27 protein-coding genes and 3 tRNA genes are annotated in these 26,194 nt (G+C 39.4%); 15 read left to right on the plus strand and 15 right to left on the minus strand.

Annotated features, from left to right (window positions below; genetic code table 11):
* Window positions 1-219: 219 nt before the first annotated feature.
* From B4Z90_RS02100 to B4Z90_RS02130, 7 genes are all read right to left on the minus strand, one after another.
* Complete coding sequence (locus B4Z90_RS02100; protein ID WP_112376110.1) at window positions 220-531, minus strand: DUF2752 domain-containing protein; 312 nt, start codon at window positions 529-531, stop codon at window positions 220-222.
* Window positions 531-887 (minus strand): TM2 domain-containing protein, encoded by a 357-nt coding sequence (locus B4Z90_RS02105; protein ID WP_046675450.1) that lies wholly within the window; start codon window positions 885-887, stop codon window positions 531-533. Before B4Z90_RS02105 ends, B4Z90_RS02100 begins: the two co-directional genes overlap by 1 nt.
* A gap of 519 nt (window positions 888-1,406) precedes the next feature.
* Entirely contained in the window at window positions 1,407-2,405 is a 999-nt protein-coding gene (gene obgE, locus B4Z90_RS02110; RefSeq protein WP_204991046.1) for a GTPase ObgE, read from the minus strand.
* Between the two features lie 36 nt (window positions 2,406-2,441).
* Complete coding sequence (locus B4Z90_RS02115) at window positions 2,442-3,011, minus strand: adenylate kinase (RefSeq protein ID WP_046675448.1); 570 nt, start codon at window positions 3,009-3,011, stop codon at window positions 2,442-2,444.
* 74 nt (window positions 3,012-3,085) lie between these two features.
* Window positions 3,086-3,159, minus strand: a tRNA-Arg gene (locus B4Z90_RS02120).
* Between the two features lie 172 nt (window positions 3,160-3,331).
* Window positions 3,332-3,405: transfer RNA gene (locus tag B4Z90_RS02125), tRNA-Arg, on the minus strand.
* Window positions 3,406-3,432: 27 nt separating this feature from the next.
* A tRNA-Arg gene (locus B4Z90_RS02130) sits at window positions 3,433-3,506 on the minus strand.
* Window positions 3,507-3,693: 187 nt separating this feature from the next.
* Between B4Z90_RS02130 and B4Z90_RS02135 the strand changes: the two genes are divergently transcribed.
* Complete coding sequence (locus B4Z90_RS02135; protein ID WP_070567813.1) at window positions 3,694-4,527, plus strand: alpha/beta fold hydrolase; 834 nt, start codon at window positions 3,694-3,696, stop codon at window positions 4,525-4,527.
* 105 nt (window positions 4,528-4,632) lie between these two features.
* Here the strand turns inward: B4Z90_RS02135 and B4Z90_RS02140 are convergent, their stop codons facing one another.
* Complete coding sequence (locus B4Z90_RS02140; RefSeq protein ID WP_070567815.1) at window positions 4,633-4,968, minus strand: DUF3276 family protein; 336 nt, start codon at window positions 4,966-4,968, stop codon at window positions 4,633-4,635.
* A 267-nt stretch (window positions 4,969-5,235) separates the two neighbouring features.
* Between B4Z90_RS02140 and B4Z90_RS02145 the strand changes: the two genes are divergently transcribed.
* The 6 genes from B4Z90_RS02145 (at window position 5,236) to B4Z90_RS02170 (ending at window position 10,645) form a co-directional block, all read left to right on the plus strand.
* Complete coding sequence (locus B4Z90_RS02145) at window positions 5,236-6,117, plus strand: LiaF transmembrane domain-containing protein (protein WP_083296035.1); 882 nt, start codon at window positions 5,236-5,238, stop codon at window positions 6,115-6,117.
* A 3-nt stretch (window positions 6,118-6,120) separates the two neighbouring features.
* Window positions 6,121-7,167, plus strand: a complete 1,047-nt coding sequence (locus tag B4Z90_RS02150) for a sensor histidine kinase (protein WP_070567817.1) — start codon at window positions 6,121-6,123, stop codon at window positions 7,165-7,167.
* A complete protein-coding gene (locus B4Z90_RS02155) occupies window positions 7,160-7,900 on the plus strand; it encodes a LytR/AlgR family response regulator transcription factor (RefSeq protein WP_070567819.1) in 741 nt (246 codons plus the stop codon). Before B4Z90_RS02150 ends, B4Z90_RS02155 begins: the two co-directional genes overlap by 8 nt.
* Before the next feature lie 31 nt (window positions 7,901-7,931).
* Window positions 7,932-9,362: a serine hydrolase domain-containing protein gene (locus tag B4Z90_RS02160; protein ID WP_204991045.1), complete on the plus strand. Its 1,431-nt coding sequence runs from the start codon at window positions 7,932-7,934 to the stop codon at window positions 9,360-9,362.
* Window positions 9,363-9,515: 153 nt separating this feature from the next.
* Window positions 9,516-10,490 (plus strand): 2-hydroxyacid dehydrogenase, encoded by a 975-nt coding sequence (locus B4Z90_RS02165; protein WP_112376107.1) that lies wholly within the window; start codon window positions 9,516-9,518, stop codon window positions 10,488-10,490.
* The gene (locus tag B4Z90_RS02170) at window positions 10,487-10,645 is read left to right on the plus strand and encodes a hypothetical protein (RefSeq protein WP_172462497.1); all 159 of its coding nucleotides are present in this window, start codon (window positions 10,487-10,489) and stop codon (window positions 10,643-10,645) included. Before B4Z90_RS02165 ends, B4Z90_RS02170 begins: the two co-directional genes overlap by 4 nt.
* Here B4Z90_RS02170 and B4Z90_RS02175 read toward each other — a convergent pair.
* A complete protein-coding gene (locus tag B4Z90_RS02175) occupies window positions 10,642-11,499 on the minus strand; it encodes a mechanosensitive ion channel family protein (RefSeq protein WP_239468838.1) in 858 nt (285 codons plus the stop codon). The genes B4Z90_RS02170 and B4Z90_RS02175 overlap by 4 nt on opposite strands.
* A 145-nt stretch (window positions 11,500-11,644) precedes the next feature.
* On the opposite strand from B4Z90_RS02175, the gene B4Z90_RS02180 reads away from it, so the two are divergent.
* The 6 genes from B4Z90_RS02180 to B4Z90_RS02205 all read left to right on the plus strand — a co-directional run bounded on the left by B4Z90_RS02180 (window position 11,645) and on the right by B4Z90_RS02205 (window position 17,342).
* The gene (locus B4Z90_RS02180; protein ID WP_070567827.1) at window positions 11,645-12,511 is read left to right on the plus strand and encodes an AraC family transcriptional regulator; all 867 of its coding nucleotides are present in this window, start codon (window positions 11,645-11,647) and stop codon (window positions 12,509-12,511) included.
* 2 nt (window positions 12,512-12,513) lie between these two features.
* Entirely contained in the window at window positions 12,514-12,939 is a 426-nt protein-coding gene (locus tag B4Z90_RS02185; RefSeq protein ID WP_046675442.1) for a DUF983 domain-containing protein, read from the plus strand.
* 26 nt (window positions 12,940-12,965) lie between these two features.
* The gene (locus tag B4Z90_RS02190; protein WP_239468837.1) at window positions 12,966-14,144 is read left to right on the plus strand and encodes a cysteine desulfurase family protein; all 1,179 of its coding nucleotides are present in this window, start codon (window positions 12,966-12,968) and stop codon (window positions 14,142-14,144) included.
* 81 nt (window positions 14,145-14,225) lie between these two features.
* A complete protein-coding gene (locus tag B4Z90_RS02195; RefSeq protein WP_046675441.1) occupies window positions 14,226-14,552 on the plus strand; it encodes a HesB/IscA family protein in 327 nt (108 codons plus the stop codon).
* A gap of 252 nt (window positions 14,553-14,804) precedes the next feature.
* Window positions 14,805-15,851, plus strand: a complete 1,047-nt coding sequence (asnA, locus tag B4Z90_RS02200) for an aspartate--ammonia ligase (RefSeq protein WP_236560234.1) — start codon at window positions 14,805-14,807, stop codon at window positions 15,849-15,851.
* Window positions 15,852-16,088: 237 nt separating this feature from the next.
* Window positions 16,089-17,342, plus strand: a complete 1,254-nt coding sequence (locus B4Z90_RS02205) for a DEAD/DEAH box helicase (protein WP_236560235.1) — start codon at window positions 16,089-16,091, stop codon at window positions 17,340-17,342.
* A 184-nt stretch (window positions 17,343-17,526) separates the two neighbouring features.
* Here the strand turns inward: B4Z90_RS02205 and B4Z90_RS02210 are convergent, their stop codons facing one another.
* The 4 genes from B4Z90_RS02210 to B4Z90_RS02225 form a co-directional block, all read right to left on the minus strand.
* Entirely contained in the window at window positions 17,527-18,255 is a 729-nt protein-coding gene (locus tag B4Z90_RS02210; RefSeq protein ID WP_112376106.1) for a menaquinone biosynthetic enzyme MqnA/MqnD family protein, read from the minus strand.
* A complete protein-coding gene (locus B4Z90_RS02215; protein ID WP_159333055.1) occupies window positions 18,248-18,874 on the minus strand; it encodes a histidine phosphatase family protein in 627 nt (208 codons plus the stop codon). The genes B4Z90_RS02210 and B4Z90_RS02215 overlap by 8 nt, the downstream gene beginning before the upstream one ends.
* Before the next feature lie 13 nt (window positions 18,875-18,887).
* Complete coding sequence (gene mqnE, locus B4Z90_RS02220) at window positions 18,888-20,087, minus strand: aminofutalosine synthase MqnE (protein ID WP_204991044.1); 1,200 nt, start codon at window positions 20,085-20,087, stop codon at window positions 18,888-18,890.
* Window positions 20,088-20,190: 103 nt separating this feature from the next.
* Window positions 20,191-22,026 carry an ABC transporter ATP-binding protein gene (locus B4Z90_RS02225; protein WP_204991043.1) on the minus strand — a complete coding sequence of 612 codons (1,836 nt, stop codon included), beginning with the start codon at window positions 22,024-22,026 and terminating at the stop codon, window positions 20,191-20,193.
* 265 nt (window positions 22,027-22,291) lie between these two features.
* Between B4Z90_RS02225 and B4Z90_RS02230 the strand changes: the two genes are divergently transcribed.
* The gene (locus B4Z90_RS02230; RefSeq protein ID WP_204991042.1) at window positions 22,292-23,452 is read left to right on the plus strand and encodes a pyridoxal phosphate-dependent aminotransferase; all 1,161 of its coding nucleotides are present in this window, start codon (window positions 22,292-22,294) and stop codon (window positions 23,450-23,452) included.
* A gap of 131 nt (window positions 23,453-23,583) precedes the next feature.
* A complete protein-coding gene (locus tag B4Z90_RS02235; protein WP_070567840.1) occupies window positions 23,584-24,423 on the plus strand; it encodes a prephenate dehydrogenase in 840 nt (279 codons plus the stop codon).
* A 56-nt stretch (window positions 24,424-24,479) separates the two neighbouring features.
* Here B4Z90_RS02235 and B4Z90_RS02240 read toward each other — a convergent pair whose 3' ends face one another.
* Window positions 24,480-25,700: a tetratricopeptide repeat protein gene (locus B4Z90_RS02240; RefSeq protein WP_112376104.1), complete on the minus strand. Its 1,221-nt coding sequence runs from the start codon at window positions 25,698-25,700 to the stop codon at window positions 24,480-24,482.
* A 49-nt stretch (window positions 25,701-25,749) separates the two neighbouring features.
* Complete coding sequence (locus B4Z90_RS02245) at window positions 25,750-26,133, minus strand: hypothetical protein (RefSeq protein WP_088162243.1); 384 nt, start codon at window positions 26,131-26,133, stop codon at window positions 25,750-25,752.
* Window positions 26,134-26,194 lie beyond the last annotated feature (61 nt).

Consider the following 26,194-nt stretch of genomic DNA (forward strand, 5'->3'; position numbering starts at 1 on the left):
AATATTATAAAAATGTGTATCCTTACTTTTATGAATTTTAAAGCCTTCTTGACTGGATATAAAAAAAGCCCTCAAATGGGCTAAATATCAATTAACAATGCATCATTACGATTGACAAACCGTTTCCTAAGGCACCTACCAGTAAAGACTCTACTTTAATTTTCACGGGAGACAAAGTTACGACATATCACTTATAAAGTGAAAACATTTTTTATTTTTTTATCCTTCCATTGATTGGACTTCCCGAAACCGAATAAAGTCCCTCAAAATCAGCACAGTCAATAATGGGACAAGCATATAAATCAGCGGGTTTTCTAACCAAGCTTCTTGCCATTCCATCCGCAGCAAGGCGATAAAGGCTCTTGTTAACCCACAACCGGGACAATCAGAACCACTGATACTCTTCCAAAGACAGGGAATAAGGATATGGATATCTGTAAAAAGATAAGAGCCAATGGCAATCCCGAAATACCCTAGCACCAACGAATATATCCAATGACATTTATGGTATTTCAGGACGAGCGAAATCATTAATTATTGTTAATTGGACTCTTGATATAATTACCGTTGGCATCTTTATATTTTCCGACAATAATCATAATCAAATCGATTAGATACCAGATACCACATCCCCCCAAGGTAAGCAGCTGAATAACAGCAGTACCAATTTGCCCCAAGTAGAATCGATGCGCTCCAAAAGGGCCGAGAAAAAAACAAAATAACAGTGCTGGTAACCACCTGTCATCCTGAAAGGTGTTGTTTTGCTGTTGAAAAGGTTGGTTAGCATAAAAAATAGGCTGTCTCACACCACAAAATGGGCACACCTCCGCCTTGATATTGATTAACTTACCGCACTCTACACAATACTTTTCGTCTTCTGTTTTCATTTAGATTTAGTTTGGCGATGGAACTGAAAAACAGTCGTCCATCAGGGATTAAATAATAGGTTGAAATTAATAAAAAAACTTAAAAAACATACATTTTTTGGAGCACAATGCTGTGCGCTAGTTCATCTTCCCGTTAAAATGACCTATTATTACAGAACAGCGATCTTTTTGCTTCGTAATCGCAGCTTCTTCCTTTTTTCTTTTAATTTTTAGTTGCAGAAAATTAGAAATACGGAGGAATCAAATTCGTCTTTTTAACAGTGCTTGTTCGGTGTTCGTTCAGTGCTTGTTCAGTGCTTGCTCAGTGAAGACTGAATAAACAGTGAATAAATACTGACTAAAAACTAATTGAAAATTGGGATTAGGGATAAGTTGGTGGCTGAATGAGTCAGTTGTAATGCGTTTCTTAAATCAGCCAGTTGCCGTTACCACTAAAACTGGGGGCAATGAAAGTTTAAGGATAGAAATTCGTAGTTAACATAAACAGAAAAGGCGCCTTTTCTGTTTATGTATTTAAACTTAAGAGTTGATTGCTTTCCAGATCATATCTTTCAATGGCAATATATTTTTACCGGTCACCGACGAAATGAAAATATAGGGTACATTTTCCGGCAGCTCCAGCTCCATTTCCTTCTCCAGCTCCTCATCGAGCATATCAGACTTGGTAATAGCCAGCAATTTAGGTTTATCTGCCAACTCGGGATTATATGCAGTCAGTTCATTCAATAGAATGGCGTACTCCTCCCGGATTGTCCGGTCTGTATCGGCCGGCACCATAAACAACAAAACAGAATTTCGTTCGATATGCCGCAAGAAACGATACCCTAATCCCTTTCCTTCCGAAGCCCCTTCGATAATACCCGGAATATCGGCCATAACAAAAGAACGGTTATCCCGGTAGCTTACCATACCCAAATTAGGCACCAGTGTTGTAAAGGGGTAATTCGCGATTTCTGGTTTCGCAGCAGAGACCACGGACAACAACGTTGATTTACCTGCATTCGGGAATCCCACCAATCCAACATCAGCAAGAACCTTCAATTCGAGAATCATCCACTGCTCTTTCCCCGGAAGACCAGGTTGCGAAAACCGTGGTGTCTGTTGTGTCGGCGACTTAAAATGCCAATTGCCCAGCCCGCCTTTTCCACCCGGAACCAATATTCTGGTTTCACCGTCTTCTGTGATATCGAACAATACCTCTCCCGTCTCCGCATCCTTTGCAATCGTACCCAGTGGCACTTCCAAGATCTCATCACGTCCGGTTGCCCCGGTACGCAAAGAACTACCGCCAGACTCACCGTTTGACGCGATGATATGTTTACGATATTTTAAATGGAGTAACGTCCAGAGATTAGTCGTTCCTTTCAGTATAATATGTCCGCCACGACCGCCGTCACCACCATCGGGTCCACCAGTAGCGGTGTGCTTGTCACGGTGCAAATGAGCCGAACCTGCCCCACCATGTCCAGAACGACAACACACTTTCACATAATCAACAAAATTCGAACCTTGCGCCATTACAATTTATTACAGTCTAGAAAATACTTATCTTAATTAATAATTATCGATGATATCAGTCAAACTTTTAAAGATAGAATCGATATCGCCGATACCATTCACTTTAGAAAGCTTGCCTTGTGCCTCGTAATACGGCAACACATGAATCGTCTTTGTGAAATATTCATCGATACGCTTCACCAATTTATCCGCATCATCATCCGCACGACCAGAAATTTCCTTACGTTTAGCGATGCGTGCTTTCAATTCATCCTCATTCACATCCAGTGCGATTACGACCGAGATTGATGTATTGATACCTTCTAAAAAAGCATCCAATGCTTCAGCTTGAGCAACAGTACGAGGAAATCCATCAAAAATAAATCCTTTTGCATCCGGATTTTTCTTTACTTCCTCTTCCAGCATTGCTATCGTAATCGAATCTGGCACTAAATTTCCCTCAGCAATAATCTGGCTCACTTGTTGACCAAGTGGCGTTTGACCTTTAATGTGTGCTCTAAAAATATCACCAGTTGAAACATGAACCAATTGATATTTTTCAATAAGCTTTGCAGATTGGGTTCCCTTACCTGCACCCGGAGGGCCAAATATTACAAGGTTTAGCATAGTTTTATTTAAGAAATTAAAACGAGTTAAAAAATAAAAGCCTAATCACAGATGATGACTAGGCTTTTCAGTTGTGCGCTCCAAGGGAGTCGAACCCCTAACCTTCTGATCCGTAGTCAGATGCTCTATCCAATTGAGCTAGGAGCGCAATAAACCATTACGTTTAGAACTCTGTCCCATGTGTTTTGGTGACGCAAATATAGTCAGAATTCGTTTTTTTACAAATTTTTTTTCAAAAAGAAGTTCCCTTTACCATCGACAGCTTTGCAACAACGTTAATAAAAACAAAAAAGCCAATCAAATTGACTGGCTTTTCTTTGTGCACTCCAAGGGAGTCGAACCCCTAACCTTCTGATTCGTAGTCAGATGCTCTATCCAATTGAGCTAGGAATGCCTTTTTAAGATACAGAACCTGTATTCGTGCGCACCAAGGGAGTCGAACCCCTAACCTTCTGATTCGTAGTCAGATGCTCTATCCAATTGAGCTAGGAGCGCTAGGCAACCAAAACAAATCTGTTATCCTTTTCCGTTTTGGTGATGCAAATATCGTTATATTTATCGATTTAACAAACATTTTTTCTCTTTTTTAAACTTTATACAACAACATTTCTTTTATCTCGTTGATAATATTATATTTAAAATATCAACTTTTTTTTTCAGACACTGACAAATGTTAGCATTCATGAGCAAAAGAGAATTAAAACTCAGTAAAATTCGCATCGGAGATATCAGTATCTCCTATTATATTCGCCCCAGCAAATTATACCCCGCTCCAAAAACAGTCATTTTCATCCATGGTTTTCCCTTCAACAAAAACACGTGGAAACAGCAGCTCCTGCAACTCGACGAAGATTATACAGGCATCGCCATTGATGTTCGCGGACATGGACTAAGCACCAATGGACATGGTTTTTTCTCCGTCGATGTTTTTGCCAAAGATCTAGTGGAATTTATTCGTAAACTCGACCTCAATCATGTCGTCCTTTGTGGAATTTCTATGGGCGGCTACATTGCACTCAGGACCTATGAACTGATCGGCCAACAACTCAAAGGACTTATCCTCTGTGACACGAATTCCCTTTCCGACGACAACAAAAGCAAACAAAAGCGTTTTGATTCCATTCAGGCGCTATTAAAATATGGCAGAAGACCGTTTGCCATTGGCTTTATCGCGAATGTATTTCACGATAAAACAATCCGTGAAAACCCCGAAGCTGTTGAACTCATCAAAAGCTGTATTCGCAGAAATGAAGTCGCCAGCATTTGTGCGACACAACTTGCTCTTGCTTCACGAACAGATACAACCCATTCGTTGAAGACCATTATTATCCCAACACTGATTATAAAAGGGAAACACGACAAGATGATGAGCGAAGAACAAACAAATATCCTTATCGAAAATATACCCGACGTCCGCTATATGGAGTTTGAAGAATCCGGGCACTTGCCGAATCTCGAGGAACCCGAAAAATTCAATGCCGTGCTAAATGATTTCCTGCGAAATATACCATTGTAAACATCACTTTGGTCGCCAAGTGCAACATCGGATATAGAAAACAACAAAAAAAGCCACTTCAGTGGCTTTTATTTCTTTCTTTCATTCAGATTTCGCTCTACAATACTAGAACGAAAAATCATCTTTTGACCGAACACCCGCTTCTTCAGCGTATGCATCATCAAAGTTAGGCTCATAACGTTTCTCGATTACTTCCTGATTAGACTTGATGTAATTAACTACATCTGTCAAACCCTCAGCGAACTTTTCAAAATCTTCTTTATATAAGAAAATCTTATGCTTAATAAACTGGCCATCCTCAAAGCGTTTCTTGCTTTCTGTGATAGTAATGTAGTAATCGTTCGATCGAGTTGCTTTTACATCAAAAAAATAAGTACGCTTACCTGCTCTCACCTTTTTTGAAAAAACTTCTTCACGTTCTTTGTTTTCAAAATCTCCCATTGGTTGTTATTTAAGTTTAAAGTAATCTTAATCTTTGATAAATATATAATAATTCATTTTAATACACCAAATAATATTAAAAAAAAAGACAATTACGCATAAAAATGGCAGTTCCCCTTCCTAACATAGGCTAGATAAAAATTAAACAACAAGATTTTTTACCGACGAAATCATTACATTTACCGAAAATATAAGTTGTATTACCTAAAGCAAATATGTAGAATATATTTGTGCCTCTATCTTTGAGTCATAAATAGTAAAAACATTATGGAAAAAGAACCCATCATACCAAACAGCAATAATAGCCGCAATATTGTAGGAGCAATTGTGATCATCGTAGGTATATTCTTATTATTGAATAACCTCAATTTAGGAAGCTGGTTTCCGGATTGGTTATTTGGCTGGCAAACGATATTAATCATTATTGGATTGGTCATTGGCATAAATTCCCAATTTCAGAAAAAATCGGCAATTATCCTATTGATCATAGGCGGAGCGAGCCTTATTTCAAGAATGATGCGTACAGACTTTGGTTCTGTAACGGTCCCTATCATCATCATTTCGCTCGGGATCTACTTTATCATGAGCAAAAGGAAACCGCCGATGGTTCCCCCAACTTACCCTAATCCGCCACAAGGCTCTTACGACTGGGATAAGCGAGTCAGTGTACCTGTAGAGGGCGCAACTGAGAGCAACATTACGGATCAGGAATCAAGACCATTTAATGAACAATACGGTTCAAGCCAACAAGCCTCGCCTAATCAGCAGGCTTTTGGCGACAAAGAGAAAGGTTCCTTTCACCAGTCATTTGAGGACAACCTCAATCTGAACAGCATCTTTGCGGGTCAAAAGAAAGTCATTTATTCCAAAAACTTTAGAGGGGGCAATTTGACCAATGTATTTGGAAGCGTAGAGCTAGATTTAACGAAAGCAGATATTCAGCAGCCAATTGTGATCGATACGTTCCAATTGTTTGGCAGCGCACGTATAATTATCCCCCCACATTGGACAGTATTTAGTAACGTCGCCTCGGTCTTAGGCTCTGTCGATGACCGTCGGTTCCAAACGATTTATAACCCCGATACAGATAAAAAAATCTATATAACAGGCACCTGTATTTTAGGTAATTTAACCATAAAAAATGCTTAATAGATGAAAAGCAAGCTGTTCCTCAGTGTTAAAAGTCGACTAATTGGCATTATCTGTGTATCCGTATTTATCGGATATCTTGCATTACAATACCTATTGATGCTTCGTTCTGGATTTGATCAGCAACTTGCATTCAAGGATTCATTTATAAACAGTATGGTGATGATGTTTTGCTGCTATGGCATGTCATCAGCACTCAATTTCTACACCCCACAACCCCGGGAGATTTGGAAAGTACTCATCATCGGTTTAATCATGGGCGCAATAAGCATCGCATTAAGCCGATTCTTGATGAGTTACTTTATCCAATCGACCTTTACCCCATTGCTGGACTTAACATTACCTTATCGGGGCATCGTTAACTTCCTCATTTTGACTTCTGTTGCCATTATCAACATTGTCTGGAATATTCAGGAAGACAATATCAACAATATCAAACGGAAGCAGGAATCCGAAAATTTACTTCGGGAAGCCGAACTGTATAATCTAAGACAACAATTACAGCCTCATTTCCTCTTCAATAGCCTCAACTCCATTATAGCACTTATTGGCGCCAATCCGGATGAAGCCCGAAACATGACGTTCCAGCTATCGGACTTTTTAAGAGGAACACTAAGAAAAGAAAATAATCAAATTATCACACTTGAAGAAGAACTCGATCACCTTCAACTTTATCTCGATATTGAAAAAGTACGCTTCGGTCATCGACTCAATACATCCATCTCTTCTTCAGAAGAAATTTTTAACAATAGATTGCCTGCCATGATTATTCAGCCACTGGTGGAGAATGCGATTAAACACGGGTTATATAATGTAACGGATCAAGTAGAAATTAAAATAAAATGCCATTCGAATGATGGCCAACTGCTGATCCAGATTACCAACCCATTCGATACCGAAGAACAGTCAAAACCAAAAAAAGGCACTGGATTTGGACTATCGAGTATTCAACGCAGATTATATCTCCTTTATGGAAGAAATGATCTACTGGAAACTCAAATTCAGGACAACATATTTATTAGCACCCTAAAAATACCTCAATATGATTAAAGTCGTAATTATCGATGATGAACCCCTTGCACGCTCCATTATTGCGGGTTACCTAAAAAATGAAGCCGATATATCCATTGTGGCGGAATGTGGTGATGGCTTTGAAGCTGTTAAGGCTATCCATACGCACGAACCGGATTTAATTTTTCTGGACGTACAAATGCCCAAATTGACCGGATTTGAAATGCTTGAACTCGTTGACGACCCTCCGGCGGTCATCTTTACGACCGCTTTTGACGAATACGCCTTGAAAGCTTTCGAAAAGAACGCCTTGGATTACCTATTAAAACCAGTATCACCAACACGTTTCAAAAAAGCTTTAGAAAAATTCAGAGCAAGCTACTCCGCACCTGAGAAAAAAGTTCAACCCAACTACGAAGTGCTTACAGCGCAGGACGAAACAAAAATCGACCGTATTGTTGTCAAAACAGGCACCCAGATCAAGATTATTCCGATTGATACCGTCAAATACCTGGAGTCTTATGACGACTATGTTAAAATTCATACCAAAGATGGCATGTACCTGAAAAATAAAACAATGGCATTTTTTGAAAAATCTTTGGATCCGAATCAATTTGTCCGTATACACCGATCTTTTATCATTAAAGTGGATCAGTTGGCCAAATTGGAACCTTATGAAAAGGATTCGTATATTGCTGCACTGACATCAGGCGAAAAGCTCAATATCAGTAAATCAGGCTATGCCCGATTAAAACAATTGATTGGAATTTAAACATTCCGTAGATTTGTGCCCATCAATCGTTATGAAACATTTTATTACAATAGTATTGCTGGGCATCACATCTTACTCCTTTGCCCAAACGAATCCTGCAGAACAGATCAATAAAGGAGTTTACAATAAGCTGGAATTTTTTATCAATTCCCAGATGACAGACTCCGCCTATAATTTGGCCAGTGACACCTTCAAACAACAATTTAGCTTAGCCAAATTCACGCAAGTACTACAGGAACTCTATCCCTTAGGAAGGGTAAAAAGCTCAACCATAAAAGAGTTTGAAAAAGGGCTTGCAACCTATCAGATGGACTTCGACAGCCAATCGTATGAGGTTCTTTTTGCAACGGACACAACCTTAAAATTCAATACATTAAAATTCACTCCTCTGGCAATCAAGCCTCAAGTGGAAAAAACTATTGTGGTACCTGCCACACAGAAATCAGTCGATAATGACGACCTTTTTGTCGATTCTGTTGCAAATGCTTATTTGAAACAACAAAATACGCAATCACTTGCAATTGGCATTCTAAAGAATGGACAAACAAAAAGCTATTTCTATGGTGAGACTGCCAAAGGCAACCAAACAGCGCCTACAAAAACTTCTACCTATGAAATTGGTTCGTTAAGTAAAGTTTTTACCGCTATACTTTTGTCAAATCTTGTCGAAGAAGGAACGATAACCTTAGATCAGCCTATTGCGCTATTTCTTCCTGATACACTCAAGAAAAATGAAGAACTTTCAAAAATAACGTTTCAAATGCTGGCCAATCATACCTCTGGCTTACCTAGACTTCCTGACAATCTTGACAAAGTCAAAGGATTTAACGAAAACGACCCCTACAAAACATACGACAAAAAAGCACTTTATAATTACCTCGCAAGCTTTAAAAACAAAAAAAATCCAGGTGAAGAATACGAGTACAGCAACCTTGGTTACGCTGTATTAGGAGACATTATATGCAGTATCTATAAAAAAAGTTATGATCAGCTTGTAAAAGACATCATCTGTAAACCACTTGAAATGAGTAATACCTTTCAAGTATTAGACCCTAAGAGAAAAGATACTTTTAAAGTATATAATAAAGAAGGCCAGGAAGTGATTCCTTGGTCATTTGACGCTTTCGGTCCCGCTGGCGGATTAAAATCGACACTCGAGGATCTGCTTAAATTTGCGAATGCGCAATTCAAAATGCCGCAGACTCCCTTGGAAAATGCGATGGCAAATACCAGATTGTTTACTTTTTTTCTGCCTCCAGACACCGACTTGGGACTCGCATGGCATATGAACCTGATTGACGACCTAACGGTCTATTGGCACAATGGAGGAACTGCCGGAAGCAGCTCCTATCTAGCCTTATCGCCCGATAAAAAAAGTGGCGTTATCATCTTGTCCAATTCTGCCATTTCTGCCGATGATAAGGGTAAAGCTATTTTAGATTACATACTCCGTAAAAAATAAAGTTCAAAAAATAGAGAATAATGAGCCATATTGAAACAACAATATGGTTTTTTTTGTTGTTATAGCGATGAGTGATCATTAATTTTGACTAGAAGAAAACACAAATTGGTTTACCAAAATCAATCACAAGAAAGCTAAAGAACAGCTATTTGCATGAAGATATTTATCACTAAAAAAATACCACAAAAAGGTATAGATTTATTAAAATCTGCCGGTCACGATCTAACGATACACGATTCAGCTGATCCCCTATCCGAAAGGCAGCTTATCGAAGCGAGCCAACAGGCCGATTACGTGCTGAATGGTGGGATGCAAAAGTTTGATGCTAATTTTTTCCAAAACTGCCCAAACCTTAAAGCCCTATCCCTCATGAGTGTCGGCTATGACAATGTGGATATCGCTGCCGCAACACAGCATGGAATACCTGTAAGCAATACGCCAGGCATACTTTCGGGAGCAACAGCTGATGTCGCATTCCTTTTAATGCTATCGGTATCGCGGAAGGCATTTTTCAACCACAAGAGAATTTTGCAGGGCGAATGGAAAGGTTTTGATCCAACGGCAAACCTAGGCATCGAGCTCAACAACAAAACACTGGGTATTTATGGACTGGGACGAATTGGCTTTGAATTCGCGAGAAAAGCCAAAGCAGCGTATAACATGGATATTATCTATTACAATCGGAGCCGTAATGAGGAAGCAGAGCAAATTCTTGGCGCACGATATGTGAATTTCGACGATCTGCTCACGCGGAGCGATGTCCTTTCAATCCATGCGGCGTTGACAGCGGAGACTAAAAACCGGTTTGACAAAATGACATTTGCGCGCATGAAAAACTCCGCTATATTGATTAATACCGCCAGAGGCGGATTGGTCAATGAAATAGATCTAACAGAAGCTCTAGAGACTGGCCAACTATGGGGTGCCGGACTTGATGTGACAAATCCTGAACCGATGGATCCGAAAAATCCACTGTTAAATATGGAAAATGTCTGTGTACTGCCACACATCGGGTCTGCTACAGAAGAAACGCGGGATAATATGGCAATGATGGCCGCCAGTAACTTACTGGCAGCAATTAAAGGCGAAAAAATGCCGCAGATTATCAATAAAGAGGTATATCAATGAAACGAAGATTTTTTCAGATTTTAAACAGCTTAAATAAAGCCATCTTACCAAAATACGGTAAGATGGATCCCTTGAAATTAAAAAAGTACCAGCAGGCTATCATTGCCTACCGGTACTTTGTCCTTTTACACGCCTTGGGAACAGATCAGGACTAAGCTTTTGCAGTCCCTAGGTCGCTTGAATTCGAAACAATGCTAATCTGTGTCGGATTGGAAGATAAACTAATATCGTTCCTTTCCAGCTCCAACATAATCTTTTCCTGCATTGAGTTTCGAGCAGCGACATAATGCTCTCTTTTCGTCCACGCACGAACGGTTAAAACCATGGCACTGTCTCCCAATTCTTTGATAAAAACAGTTGGCTCTGGAGTTGTCAACACATTTTCATTCGAATGGAGAACTCTTAATATAATATCTTTCGCTTCTTTCACATTTTTATCATAAGAGATACTGATGGTATATTCAAACATGCGTTGCACAATTTTCGTATAGTTTTTAATAACCGAATTGGCCAAAGGGCCATTTGGGCTAAAAACACGTACACCATCATCGCCTATTAAAGTGGAATACAAGATATCAATCCGTTCTACAGTACCTGCGGTACCATTTGCACTCGAGATGGAATCCCCTACCTCAAATGGTCTAAACATCAAAATCAGCACTCCGCCGGCAAAATTACTCAGACTTCCCTGCAGCGCCATACCAACGGCCAACCCAAAGGCGGATAAAGCAGCAATAAAAGAAGTTGTCTGTATTCCAATCTGACTTGCGACGGTGAGGAGCAACATCACCCACATGACGATCTTTACAATACTGGAGATAAATGCCCGAATAGAGGGATCTACATTCTTCTTTTCGAAACGTTTATGTAATAAGCGATCTACAAAATTGATCACATATTTCCCAAGAATCAATAGGATAATTCCACCTATAATCCCCGGAATAGACTCAATGACAATATCGGTCAAACGACCAAATCTACTCCCCAAACTATTTAAATTACTTTCCATGTTGTAAAATATATTTTAAACCTCTAGGCACAAGGATTGTTCCAACATATCGTATACCGTATCAAAATATAAAAATCATTGAAAAACACCATAAAAGACCAAATAAACACCACTGTTAAAAGAATATTTAGCGTAATTTTGCTATATGAATAGAAAAAATACCATTCCGATTATTGATAGTTGTAGCATTGATCTCAATAACAAAACAACGATTCATATTGATGATCTAAAAGAATATATCATCAAGCATCAGGATATGGTATTTCCTCACAAACATAATTTTTTCCATTTTGTGCTATTCACCAAGGGCTCAGGAGAACACATTATTGATTTCAATCATTACAACATTGAACCTTATCAAATCTATTTTATGGTACCAGGTCAAGTTCATACCTGGAACTTTACAGGTGACGAAGAAGGCTATGTTGTCAATTTTTCCATTGACTATTTTCAGTCTTTTCTCTTAAGAACCGATTACCTGGAACGCTTCAGCTTCTTACAGGGTAAAATTGAGCAGCTTATTTTTGTTATTGCGGAACAATTTCGCAAGCAGGCTATTCACATTCTTGAACAAATTGCTTCCGCAAAAGCGGCAGGTCAATCGGAAGACTATATCCGTACACTTCTGCTCCAATTTATATTGTATATCTCAATTTCTACAGAAAAAGATCATCAAGAGCACAGTACGCCATATAATCACAAAATATTCAATAGTTTTCAGCAATTGGTTGAACAGCAATTCAGATCTACCAAATTGCCCAGTGTGTACGCAGATCAGTTATTTATCACACCCAATCATCTGAATGCGATCTGCAAATCCTACATCGGACAATCAGCAGGTGAAATTATACGAAACCGGATTGTACTCGAAGCGAAGCGACTATTGGTCAATCGAAACTTAAATATCAATGAGATTGCAGATGAGCTGCAATTCAATGACAACTCATACTTTACTAAATTTTTCAAAAAATCCGCTGGGCTCACACCAGAAGAGTTCAGAAAACAACTATAACTATGGAAGAGGTTAAATACGAATTATCTGAATTTAAAGCTGCATGGCAAGCGAAATGTCCAAGATGCCGGATCGGCCATGTGTACCAAGGTCCTGCCTATGGTCTTAAAGTACAAAAAATGAATAGCCATTGCGAATACTGTGGACTTCGTTACGAGCGTGAGCCAGGTTATTTTTATGGTGCCATGTATGTTACCTATGCGTTCTCCATTGCAGAAATGGTTACGGCTTGTATGGCAACCTATATCCTGACAGGCAATGATTCTTCTTTTATACTCTATGCAACCGTTGCTATCATGAGCGTTGTTTTAATGTCGCCATTCAACTACCGTTATTCCCGTATCATACTGATGTATTGGTTGACCCCGGGCTTGAGATATGATCCAAATGTCAAAAAAAAGGAAGTTGATGTGAAGGCTTCAGCATAACCTTCATTATCCTTATCTTTATCCTGATGAAGGATATGATTTATTTGGACAACAACGCAACAACGCGAATTTTGGATGAGGTATGGAATACCATGACGCCCTACTTCATCCAAAACTATGCGAATGCATCGAGTGTCTATCACCAAATGGGGCGTGAAGCCAATGCCGCCGTCCAACTGGCTAAAGCGCAAATAGCTGAAGCACTGAATTGTTCACCAAAAGAACTATTTTTCAATTCAGGTGCAACAGAAAGTATTAATACCGTAATCTGTGGCATATTTGACAAATATCAATCCAAGGGAAATCATATTATCACCGTTTCAACAGAACACAAAGCTGTATTAAGCTGCTGTGAACAACTGACGAAAAAAGGAGCGCAGATCAGCTATCTCCCCGTCGATGCACAAGGAATGATTCGTATAGACGATTTAAAAAATGCGATGAGCTCCCAGACCATACTCGTTTGCATCATGGCGGCCAATAACGAGACAGGAGTATGCACATCGCTAACTCAAATCGCCACTATTTGTAAGGAGAAAGACATCTTATTTTTCTGTGACGCTACGCAGGCTATTGGAAAAATCAACATTGATCTACAAAAAGTCCCGATTGACCTTTTATGCCTGAGCGCGCATAAACTTCATGGCCCGAAGGGAATCGGTGCCTTATACATCCGTCGAAAATCGAAGCCGATTCAGATTGCTCCGCTGCTTGTAGGTGGTGGTCAGGAAAGCGGATTTAGAGGCGGCACATACAACGTTCCAGCTATCGTCGGCTTTGGAAAAGCCCTGTCTCTGATTAATCCAGCATCTTATGATACGGTCGAACGAAACCGCGATCTATTGGAAGAACTTTTAAGTGATATTCCTGAAATCATCATTCATGGAAAAAATGTACCCCGCCTACCCAACACCAGTTACATTAGTTTTAAACACATCCTAGCCAGCGAAATAATGACTGCCTGCCCTGCTTTGGCCCTTTCCTCGGGCTCAGCCTGTGTAACCGGGTCCAGAGAACCGTCCCATGTTTTAATGGCTATGAATGTTTCCAAAGAAGATGCATTGTCGGCCATTCGCTTTAGCTTAAGCATATTTACGACTCAAGAGGATATTATACAATGCGCTCAATTGGTCACAGATGCGGTTCGCAAAATCCGCGATCAATCCCCCATCTGGCAACTTTTCAAAGCTGGCCTGATCGATTAATTTATGACATTCTAAAAACTTTATAACAGGCGAAATATAACAAGATTGTATGTATCTTTGTGCTATACAAAGGATATTACTATGATTACAGTTACTGACAAAGCAAAAACTCGTATCGAGGAAATCATGAAGGATGAGCAATATGACAGCAATTACTTTGTGCGTGTTGCTGTGGAAAGTGGCGGTTGTTCGGGCTTGAGTTATAAGCTGAACTTCGATAACGAAGAAAAAAAAGGTGATCAATTTTTCGAAGATAAAGGCGTGAAAGTCTGTTTGGATATAAAATCGTTTTTATACCTAGCAGGTACAGAACTGGATTATTCCGATGGTTTGAACGGAAAAGGTTTTGAATTCCATAACCCTAATGCGAGCCGGACCTGTGCATGCGGCGAAAGTTTCTCCGTTTAATCAATCACGTCGATCCACCATAAATAAAAGAGCCCTGAAATATTCAGGGCTCTTTTAGTAAGTAACCAAACACTTTTAGTTGCACCAACAAATTATTAGTTTTATAATTAAATATTGACCTACCTTCATTTTGTTAGAATTTTTTTATTTTTTCAACTTTTTAATGGATAAATATTAAAAATCACAACCAAACAGATTAACCAGTGATATTTTCATACTTTTGTAGGAAATAACTGAATAAAAAATAAAACCATGCGTATCAATCCGCACATGGTATTTCATTTAACTCATATGGAGGGAAGAAAACTTTTAAATACCGAAGTTGCTATCAGCTTCGTTAAAGATACATTTGTCCAACAACTAAAGAAAGCATTAAATTTAATTCCGATCTCATCGCCTTTGGTGGTTTTAGACGGCACAGGATTAAATGATGACTTAAATGGAATTGAGCGCCCGGTATCATTTCCGATTAAATCATTGAATGAAAAAAGGGCTGTCGTCGTACATTCATTGGCAAAATGGAAAAGAGTCCGTTTAAAAGAACTTGAAATGTTACCCGGGGAAGGCATCGTGACCGACATGAAAGCACTGCGTCCTGATGAAGATTACACCCCTATTCATTCGATATATGTAGACCAATGGGATTGGGAAAAAGTAATCGATAAAGATCAACGTACTTTGGCCTTACTGAAAGATACCGTATTAAAAATTTACGATGCATTACGCTATACAGAACAACAGGTTGAAAGCAAGTATCCACAGATAAAAGCTATTCTTCCAGAAACCATTACATTTATTGCAGCAGAAGAACTTCTGCAAAAATATCCTAATCTAACTGCAAAAGAACGTGAAAATACCATCACAAAAGAATATGGTGCAGTATTTTTATATGGTATCGGCGGGGCACTCAGCAATGGTGTTGCACACGATGGTCGCGCAGCAGACTACGACGATTGGAGTACTGCAAATGAGGCTGGACACAAAGGATTGAATGGAGATATTCTCGTATGGAACCCCATCTTAAATTCAGCCTTTGAGCTTTCTTCCATGGGGATTCGCGTCGATAAAACCGCTTTGGCACATCAGATGGAAATCAGAAATTGCACTGAAAAATCCAAACTGACTTTCCATAGCATGCTTCTCAATGATCAATTGCCGGAATCTATGGGCGGTGGAATCGGACAATCCCGTGTCTGTATGTTTATGCTCAAAAAACAACATATTGGAGAAGTCCAAGTCAGTATCTGGGAAGAGGACAAAAAAGAAACATTAAGACAAGAAGGTATTGATATCCTATAAAACAATACTTATGGAAAATTAATAACTCGGCAACTATACCGCGTGTTTCAGTATACCGATAAAAATCAAGGCAAGGTAATCATCTTTTATAGACTGATTACCTTGTTTTTTTAATTACAAAATGCCTAAAAAATTTTCATTCGAGTTTGTTCCTTTCAAAATAGCGGTATTTTGTATTTTTGCTGAATGCAGCTAGAAGCTATTTTAAATAAATTAGGTATCTCATCCTTAAATGAGATGCAAGAAAAAGTAGTGGAATCGTACCAAAAAGATCATGATTTCATCTTACTTTCACCCACAGGATCTGGCAAAACCTTGGCCTTTTCATTGCTCATTTTAGAGCAACTGAAGGAAATCGTTCGGGAGGTTCAAGTACTGATCTTAGTGCCGACCCGCGAACTGGCCTTACAGATAGAGCAAGTGCTTCGCAAGGTAGCCACTGGCCACAAAGTCACCTGTGCCTATGGCGGTCATAGTACCCGTATTGAAAAAAATGAATTCAAGGATGCTCCCGGAATTATTATAGGAACTCCAGGACGCATAAAACAACATATCGAAGAAGGAAATTTTGATCCTTCCGGTATTCATACCCTCGTGCTAGACGAATTTGATAAATCGTTGGAACTGGGATTTCAGCAACAAATGGATTTTATTATTCGACATATACCGGCCATCAGATCGCGGATATTGACTTCTGCAACGATGATGGATGCAATTCCGCCTTTTACACAGATAGAGGAGCCTATTCTTGTCGATTTTTTGAATAATTCACAAAATATACCCCGCATTACAATTAAAAAAGTAGTTGCCCCTGTTCAAAAGAAATTGGAGGCACTACTAAAACTTATCTGCAAGATTGGGACGAAAAAAATGATTATCTTCTGTAACCATCGCGATGCCGTCGATCACATCAGCGAACTACTGGATAATCGCAATATTATTCACGACACCTTTCATGGCGGACTTGAACAGCAAGATCGTGAACTGGCGCTTCTCAAATTCCGTAATCATTCCAACAATGTTTTGATCACGACCGATTTGGCTGCAAGAGGGCTGGATATCCCCGAAGTTGATGCCATTATTCATTATCAGCTACCGCATAAAGAAGATGGCTTTATTCATCGCAATGGACGTACTGCGCGTATGCAGGCAAAGGGTGATGTCTATGTCATCTTAAAGCCGGAAGAAGCGTATCCCTATATAGCGGAGGAAATACCTGAAGAGGAATTTCCCGAATACTATGATCTTCCTGAAAATTCACCTTTCGCCACACTTTATGTTAGTGCTGGAAGAAAAGACAAAGTCAATAAAATTGACATTGTAGGTTTTCTCCTGCATTTGGAAGGTGTTGAAAAAGACGACATTGGTATAATAGAAGTGAAAGATAAGGTCGCTTATGTCGCCGTTAAAAGAAAGCTTGCTCCTTTTATTATCAACAAGGCAAATGGGCAAAAAATCAAAGGACGTAAAGTAAAAATTGGACGTACTTAAAGGTCCAAAACATTGGTTAATTGGAATTCAAGTGTAAAACGGTGGCTTCAATTCTTGTATTTTCTTCTTTGGAAATCAATCGCCAGGTAAGCCTTCACAATACCGTGTAAGGCTTACCTGGCGATTCTGATTTAAAATTTTTCAGGGTATGTCATCGTTCCTGTTCAGGCCAAGCACCCCCGGGTTAATCCAATTCTTTTAAATACCGGAGATACAATTGTACAGCTTCGCGTTTCTTGGCTGTCAAATGGAAATTAAGATGCTCTGTCAGATATTTGGTATAATCAAAGTCCTCAAATTCTGGGAGACCGGCTATCACATCGGTTGCATGTTCAACGCCATACGCTAAAGCTTCATTGAATTCCTCTACAAAAGAGTCGGGAAGTTTTTTGTTACTTACCCATAAGGCAAAAGCGAAAGGAAGTCCGGTGAAATTAAACCACTCTTCCCCCAAATCATAAACATAGGGTATTGCATTCTTCTTACCGAAAGTACGATCCCCAATTAAAACATAGGCATCTGGCTCGATAGATTCATCAGCGATCAATTCCACATCCTTTTTCCAATAATTTTTTATCAATACACGTGCTAAACCATTTGAAGTGCGCGATTGCTTATCTAAACGTAAAGTTTTTACCTCTTCAATGGGTTTATTGGCAAAAATAAAGACAGAATCGACAGCACCTTCCGTGCCGATACAAAAATCGGTATTAATATAGTACTCGGGTAGACTTAATAAGGCAGCTGTCGGTATAATCCCGATATCAGCTTGATCGTCGATTACTTTCTGTGCACAGGCACTTGGATAATCGACGCTCAAGTCGATTTGCTCCATCACTTTCGATTTACGTATTCCATTCAAAAATGGATAAGTATTGGTATACGATACGGCAGAAACTCTAATTTTATTCATTTATCAATGCTTCTAAGTGTGCGGTATTGTAATGGTCTACAATCTCAAATTGACCATTATCATACAGCAATTTATATAAAGCAGTATTTGTATGCGGGAAATCATCCATATAACGGGCATCGACACCAGTCATTAGACAAAGCATAATCCGTAAAGCACGACCGTGCATACAGACTAATATGTTTTTTTCATCTGTCTGAGCGAGCATATGATCCAAGGCGACTTGTTGACGCGCCATTAATTCATGAGGAGACTCTCCGTTTTCGATACTGACATCCAATTCTCCATTGCGCCATGCTGCGACCAATTTTTCAAAACCAGCTAGCAACTCCGGTGTTTGTTCTTTTCCTTCATAAACTCCCCAGCTTATTTCATCCAAACCAACAAGCTGTTCCCAAGGTAAATCCAAATCAATGAACCCCTGTACAGTTTGATGAGTACGCAATAAAGTGGAGGTATATATCTTATCAAAAGGCACCGTACTATAGTGATCAAAGAAAGCCTGAGCTTGAGCTATGCCCATTTTATTGAGTGGGGAATTAACACCCCGCCCCTGCACAATACCTCTTAAATTTAGATCAGTCTGTCCGTGTCGTATAAAATAAAATGTCTTTTTCAACGTGCGATATGAGTTATGAATTGACAACAGGTAATGCGTAATAGCTTTTCTTTTGATCAACTTGATCAAAAACAACATCATTATAATCGGATACCACATTGTAGAGGGTATCTCTTTCAATCGGATGGCGTCCAACATTTTTTATCAGCTCGACAACCTCTTGTGTGGTCATCCCCGGTTTTTGCTCTTCTGCTCCTGCCATGCTGTATATTTTTGTCGTATCATCCAGTGTTCCGTCTATATCATCGACCCCAAAAGCCAAGGACAACTGGGCCGTATCTCTAGATATCATTGCCCAATAAGCTTTAATATGATCAAAATTATCCATGTAAATTCGAGCGATCGCGTAATTCCTGAGGTCTTCAATAACGGATACCTCCGGAATATGGGACATTTGATTCTCCTTGTTTCTAAATTTTAGTGGAATAAAGGTCTGAAAACCGCCAGTCTTATCCTGTAGCTGTCTTAAGCGCTCCATATGATCGACACGATGCCAAAACTGCTCTATATGGCCGTACAGCATGGTTGCATTGGTATGCATGCCCAGCTTATGCGCCTGCTCATGAATATCCAGCCATTGTTCGGCTGTGCATTTATCATGTGCAATCTGCTCTCTGACTTCTGGATGAAAGATTTCCGCACCACCGCCCGGCATAGAATCTAATCCGCAGGATTGCAGATACTTCAATCCGTCGTAATGGCTCAATTTTGCTTTCTTGAAAATATAGTAATACTCTACAGGTGTAAGTCCTTTGATATGCAACTCGGGACGATGTGCTTTACATTTGCGAAAAAAATCGGCATAAAATTCGAGGTTCTGCTTAGGAACAACCCCTCCGGTGATATGAACTTCAGTAACAGCCTCCTTGTCGTACTTTTTCACAATATCCATCATGCCGTCGACTTCCATCTCCCAACCTTCAGCCCGTTCTTTTATTAAGCGGGAATACGAACAGAACTTACAGTCATATACACAGACGTTAGTCGGCTCGATGTGAAAATTACGATTGAAAAAAGTATGATCACCATGGCGTTTCTCGCGAATATAGTTAGCAAGCACACCAAGGTAGCCTAACTCACCTTTCTCATACAAAAGTACGCCGTCCTCAAAAGTGATACGCTCCTCTCGCAAAACTTTCTCCGCTATATCTCTCAATTCGACAGCTAAATTCTTATCGTTAATCAAGAAATTCAATTTATCTATTGCGTTCATTAAATGTATCTCCTATCTTAAATCAAATGTACCGAAAAGGCAACAAAAGTTATAATAAAAAATGTGACAACAACTAATTTGACATAGCTCTTAGAAAAGGATCCTAATCTGTAAATTGTTGCATTTCGATTAATTTACGGTATAATCCTTCTTGCTGTATCAGCTCACTATGGCTACCTGCTTCTACGATCTTTCCGGCTTCAATAACCACAATTTTATCCGCATTCTGAATGGTACTTAAACGATGGGCAATCACAACCGTTGTTCTATTGTCCATTAATTTATATAAGGAGTCCTGCACCAACTTTTCAGATTCGGTATCTAAAGCAGAAGTCGCCTCATCAAGAAGCATGATCGGTGGATTCTTCAAGACAGCTCGTGCAATACAGATCCGCTGACGTTGGCCACCAGATAATTTACCGCCCCTATCACCTATGTTGGTCTGATAACCCTGTTCCGTTTTCACAATAAACTCATGCGCATTCGCAATCCGTGCAGCGGCTTCTACTTCCTCTTGACTGGCCGAAAGATTAGCGAATGCAATATTATTGAAGATTGTATCATTAAACAAAATGGACTCCTGATTGACGACACCGATCATGTCCCGTAAAGAATCCTGGTCTAAATCCCGTAAATCAATACCGTCAAACAAAATTTGCCCCCCAGTAACGTCCATAAAACGCGGAATTAAATCAACTAAAGTTGATTTTCCCCCACCTGAAGGTCCCACCAACGCAATAATCTTCCCTTTTTCTATAGTCAAATCGATGTTCTGTAGAATCTCTTTATCTTTGGTATACGAAAAATTCACCTGATTAAAGACAATATTCTTCTCAAAGCTTTTCACAAGCTTCGCGTCGGCGCGATCTTTCACTTCCGTCCGTTCATCGATAAGTTCCAATACACGCTCACCCGCAGCAAGACCATTATGAATACCGCTGAAAGAATCTGTTAACGCCTTTGCCGGACGCATCACCTGTGAAAAAATAGCGATATAGGCAATAAATGCGGGCGCCGTTAAATTCTTGTCACCTGAAAGCACCAAATGGCCGCCATACAAAAGAATAATAGCCACCATAATTACCCCCAGCAATTCGGACACAGGTGAACTTAACTGTTGTCTTTTAGCCATAGCACGACCGATATTGGCGTAACGTTCGTTCTCATTATGAAACCTGTTCTTAATAAATGAAACGGCATTGAAAGCTTTGATAATTTTTATTCCAGACAATGCTTCGTCCAAATAGGAAATCATATTTCCATACGATTCCTGTGCCGCATGCGCTTGGCTTTTAAGATTCTTAACGATTCTAGAAATCAAAAATGCAGAGACGGGAATGACCAAGAGTGAAAAGAATGTCAATTGCGCAGAGATATTAAAAAGCATCACGATATAAGCGATCAATTGCAAGGGCTCTTTAAAAACCACCTGTAAAGTCCCCGTCACAGAATACTGCACGACCTGTACATCAGACGCAACTTTAGAAACAATATCTCCTTTTCGTTGTCCTGTAAAATAACCGACATGTAAATCCATTACACTGTCAAATACCGCTCTACGCAATTTGAGCAAAGTATGAATACGGAAATTCTCCATAATGCGTTGACAGAAGTAGCGAAACAGATTACTGATAAATACGGAGATCACAATTGCAATACAGACCCTTTGCAATGCGCCATAGGCACCAAACTGCTCATTTGCCATCGATGCATAGTAATTGAACCAAGCTAAAATATCTGTGTACGCTTCAGGTTTCACGACTTCAATAGCTGCTTCACAAGCCTCTTTTCCGGTTTTAAAAAGTGTATGGAGTAAAGGAGCAAGTAATGCCAAATTCAACGTGCTAAAAACAACCGTGATCAGCGTGCAAATTACATAGGGGATTGCAAATTTCTCAATGGGTTTAGCAAACGATAAGAGCCTAAAATATGTTTTCATTTATGTTGAACTAAGACAAATTACTTTTACATCAAAAGTAATTCGTCGGTCTCTCCTCTAACTTCCAGATTTTTGACGAGGAAATTGAACAAAAATAACAAATTAATCAAGAAAAGCACATATCCTGGCAAGGGACTATAAAATTGTTGCATCGCAAGAATAAAGCATTCAGCTTGTTCAGCTTGAAAAATCGATAAAAAAATCTCCTTTTAATAGATAATTCCCTAATTTAGTCTTATTCAAATACCAAATTTATTAAAATAAAATGCAAATAGACGTTGCCAAAAGATTGCAGCACACTGAAGAATATTATTTCTCCAAAAAATTAAGAGAAATAGATGAGTTGAACAAACAGGGAGCGCGTGTAATCAACCTAGGAATTGGAAGTCCAGACTTACCCCCGCATCCGGAGGTGATCGAGACATTAATTACGAATGCCCAACTTCCAAATGTGCATGGCTATCAAAACTATAAAGGCTCACCTGCCCTACGACAAGCCGTTGCAGATTGGTATCAACGTTATTATAACGCGACTTTTAATCCCAATACCGAAATATTACCCTTAATTGGGTCAAAAGAAGGCATTGTGCATATCTGTATGACCTACCTGCAGGAAGGGGATCAGGCACTTATACCTAATCCTGGCTACCCTGCTTATGCGGCCGCAGTGCGGCTGAGTGGTGCTGAAGCGATTACCTATAATCTTACACAAGAGCAAAATTGGCTTATTGATTTAAATGAGCTCAAAAAACAAGACTTGTCAAAGGTTAAACTAATGTGGATAAACTATCCCCATATGCCAACAGGTGCCTCCGCACCCGATGCATTTTATCAAGAGCTGATTCAATTTGCCAAAGAGCATAATATCCTGATTTGCCACGATAACCCATATAGCTTTATTTTGACAGATACACCAAAAAGCATTATGAGTATACCTGGCGCCAAAGATGTGGCTATCGAATTGAATTCGCTGAGCAAATCTTCCAATATGGCGGGATGGCGAATTGGTGTGCTCGTGGGTGCCGAAGAACGTATAAACCAAGTGCTTCGTTTCAAAAGCAACATGGACTCAGGCATGTTTTTACCTGTTCAGCTGGCCGCGGCGAAAGCCTTACAACTTGATGCCTCCTGGTATGCTGATCTAAACAAAATTTATGCGGAACGGCGCCAACAGGTTTATGAGATCATGGATTTGCTGGACTGTGCTTATCAAAAAGACCAAGTAGGTCTATTTGTATGGGCGCGTATTCCGGAGAAATACGAGGATGGCTATGCCCTGAGTGATGCTGTTTTGGAGAGATCACGGGTATTTATTACACCGGGTGGAATTTTTGGAGATAAAGGCGATCAATATATACGCATCAGTCTCTGTGCTACGGTAGAGGTACTCAAAGAATCAATCCAACGTATTAAAGATAATTTCTAACACATTCGATTTCGGCGCAGCTTAACTGCTTTGAAATTATCGATAGAATAATTGATCAACAAACAACCAGGGTATGAAGCGTTCGATGTATAACATTTGAACAAAAATACGCTTAATATAATTGTTTATATATGAACATTGCCATTGTAGGCGTAGGCTTGATCGGCGGCTCAGTTGCCATTCGCCTAAAAGAAACAAAATTCTGCGACAAAATAATCGGTGTAGATAAGAGTCAAAAGAACTTAGATAAAGCGATGCATATCGGCTTCATTGACGAAACAGCAAGCTTAGAAGATGCGATTAAGACCTGTAAAGTATTGGTGCTCACAATTCCTGTTGATGCCATTTTACATGTTGTTCCTCAAATCTTGGATCTGGTCACAGACCAGGTTGTCATCGACATGGGATCAACAAAAACGAATATTCTGAATAAAATAAAGGATCATCCCAATAGAGGCCGTTATGTTGCAGCCCATCCCATGGCCGGAACAGAGTATTCTGGGCCTGAAGCTGCAATAGCAGGCTTATTCAAAGGAAAAATGATGGTGTATGTTGAAGCATTTAAAACGGATGAGGATGCTTTCGAGATTGCCGATGCCATCACCGACCAATTGGAGATGCGCAGCTGTTTTATGAATGCAGATGAACATGATGTGCATACGGCTTATGTATCCCACATTTCTCACCTGACCTCTTTCGCCCTCGCCTTAACAGTATTGGAAAAAGAGAAATCTCAAGGGCGTATCTTTGAGCTTGCAGGCTCGGGATTTGAATCTACAGTACGTCTTGCCAAAAGTTCGCCCGATATGTGGACACCTATTTTCAAGCAAAATCGCGAAAATGTACTCGAAGTACTCGAAGAACATATCAAGCAGCTTCAATCCCTGCACGATTCTATTGCCACGGAGGATTATGACAAATTGCACAAACTTATTACCCGTTCCAATAAGATAAAAAGGATCATTAAATAAAGGCTGCTCTAGTTAGAGCAGTAGGTATAAAAAGTCCACCAAAAGGTGGACTTTTTTTATTCATCTTCCAATTCATTGAATTTATCCAGGTCGGCTTTTGCCCCGATAGGATCACCCAATTTTTCACGAATTGCTGCGCGATATGAATACAAATCAGAATAATATGGATTCAAATCGATCGCTTTCGAGTAATCTGCCAGTGCGCCTGGTAAATCCTCCAACTTTTCATTCAAATCGGCTCGTAATGAATACACATAAAAATCTTCCGGATTGAGCGTAACAAGGCGATCAAAATCCAATAATGCTTCCTCAAAATTTCCCAACCGCTCAAACAAAGATGCCCTTTCTTCGTATACGATCGATGAATCACGATCTATTTCCTCCGCCTTGGCATAGTCTTCCAGCGCACTTTGGTAATTACGATAGGATTCAAACACTTTAGCGCGAAATATATAGGCGGCAGAACGATTCTCATCAAGAGCAATAGCCTGATTGAAATCAGACAATGCCAATTCAAAACAGGTCAATTTCAGGTACAAACTTCCTCTAAAAACAAACAGGTTGCTATCCTTGTTGTCGGATTCCGCAATAGCAGAAGAATAAAGACCGATTGCTTTTAGATAGCTATAGCAATGAACATATTCAAGTCCCAATGAATTTATTTCGTCAGTACTCAGGTGCTTTGGCTTCGATTCCAGCTCTTGAATAACCAAATTATCGGCCTCAAAGTAAGTGAGTTCAGCTTGATTCTCCGCCCATTCCAATACACTATGGTAATTAAAATCCAGTCTCTTGGCAATCTGATAATCATAGAAAGCACCTTCGTCTTCATCGATGAGTCGATAAACTAAACAACGGCTCGCATAAAAAAATGGCTCCTCTTTATACTGTTCGATTGCGCTTGTAAACGTTGCAATAGCTTGGTCATATGCCGCTATTTTAAAATAATAAAGCCCCAAATAGCTATAGGCAAGTGCATGATTGGTCAAAGCAATCGCCTGCTCAAGTAAAGCGACAGGATTACCATCGCCACTGATTCCGACATTAAATCCTTCCAATGTAGATCTAATCGCGCTCTGTTGGACGGTGTCTAACCAATCAGCGGAAAAAGATGAACTCGCTTCCGGAAAAAATGATGAAATAGGTAAAAAAGAAAACTTAGCAAGAAGTACGGGTACTGGCAGTGTAAAATCTGATTCCACAAAAGTATTGTTTTGTAGAATGACAGCTAGATTTGAAAACATATGCTTCATACCCAAAACTAAGCTAAATTTCATTACAAAAGAAATCTAACGGGAGATCAGGTATTATAATCGGGTATTCTTATCAACTAATTTCACCTGTCAGGTATAAGTATTTATAGCGGACAATATCCCTCGAATTTGTAAATTTGATTAATTTTTCCTTTTTGAAAACATAATTGGAAACCTTCTCTTCCATCAAACGCAGGAATTCAACAAATTCAGCAAAAAAGTCTTGACGTTCTCCTGGTGTAAACTGGCTGTTTTTTACAATCCAAAAGAATTGCTCTTCATTTACATGGAAAGATACCTCATTTTTCTTTTCTTTTCGAAAAATAAAGATTGGGTCATTTTCTTGGTTAATAAATAAAGCAAATCCTGTATTTCCACCATCCAAATTAACAACAAAAGCAGAAAAATGGACAGTACCGATCTGTAAATTTTCCAGACAAATTAATTTATGCAACATCAGGTTGACAATTAGATCACCTAAAATTATTAAGTTTTTATTAAAAAACAAAAAAAGGCCC

The sequence above is a fragment of the Sphingobacterium sp. UBA5639 genome (genome assembly GCF_002421245.1).
In the GTDB taxonomy this organism is placed as follows: domain Bacteria; phylum Bacteroidota; class Bacteroidia; order Sphingobacteriales; family Sphingobacteriaceae; genus Sphingobacterium; species Sphingobacterium multivorum.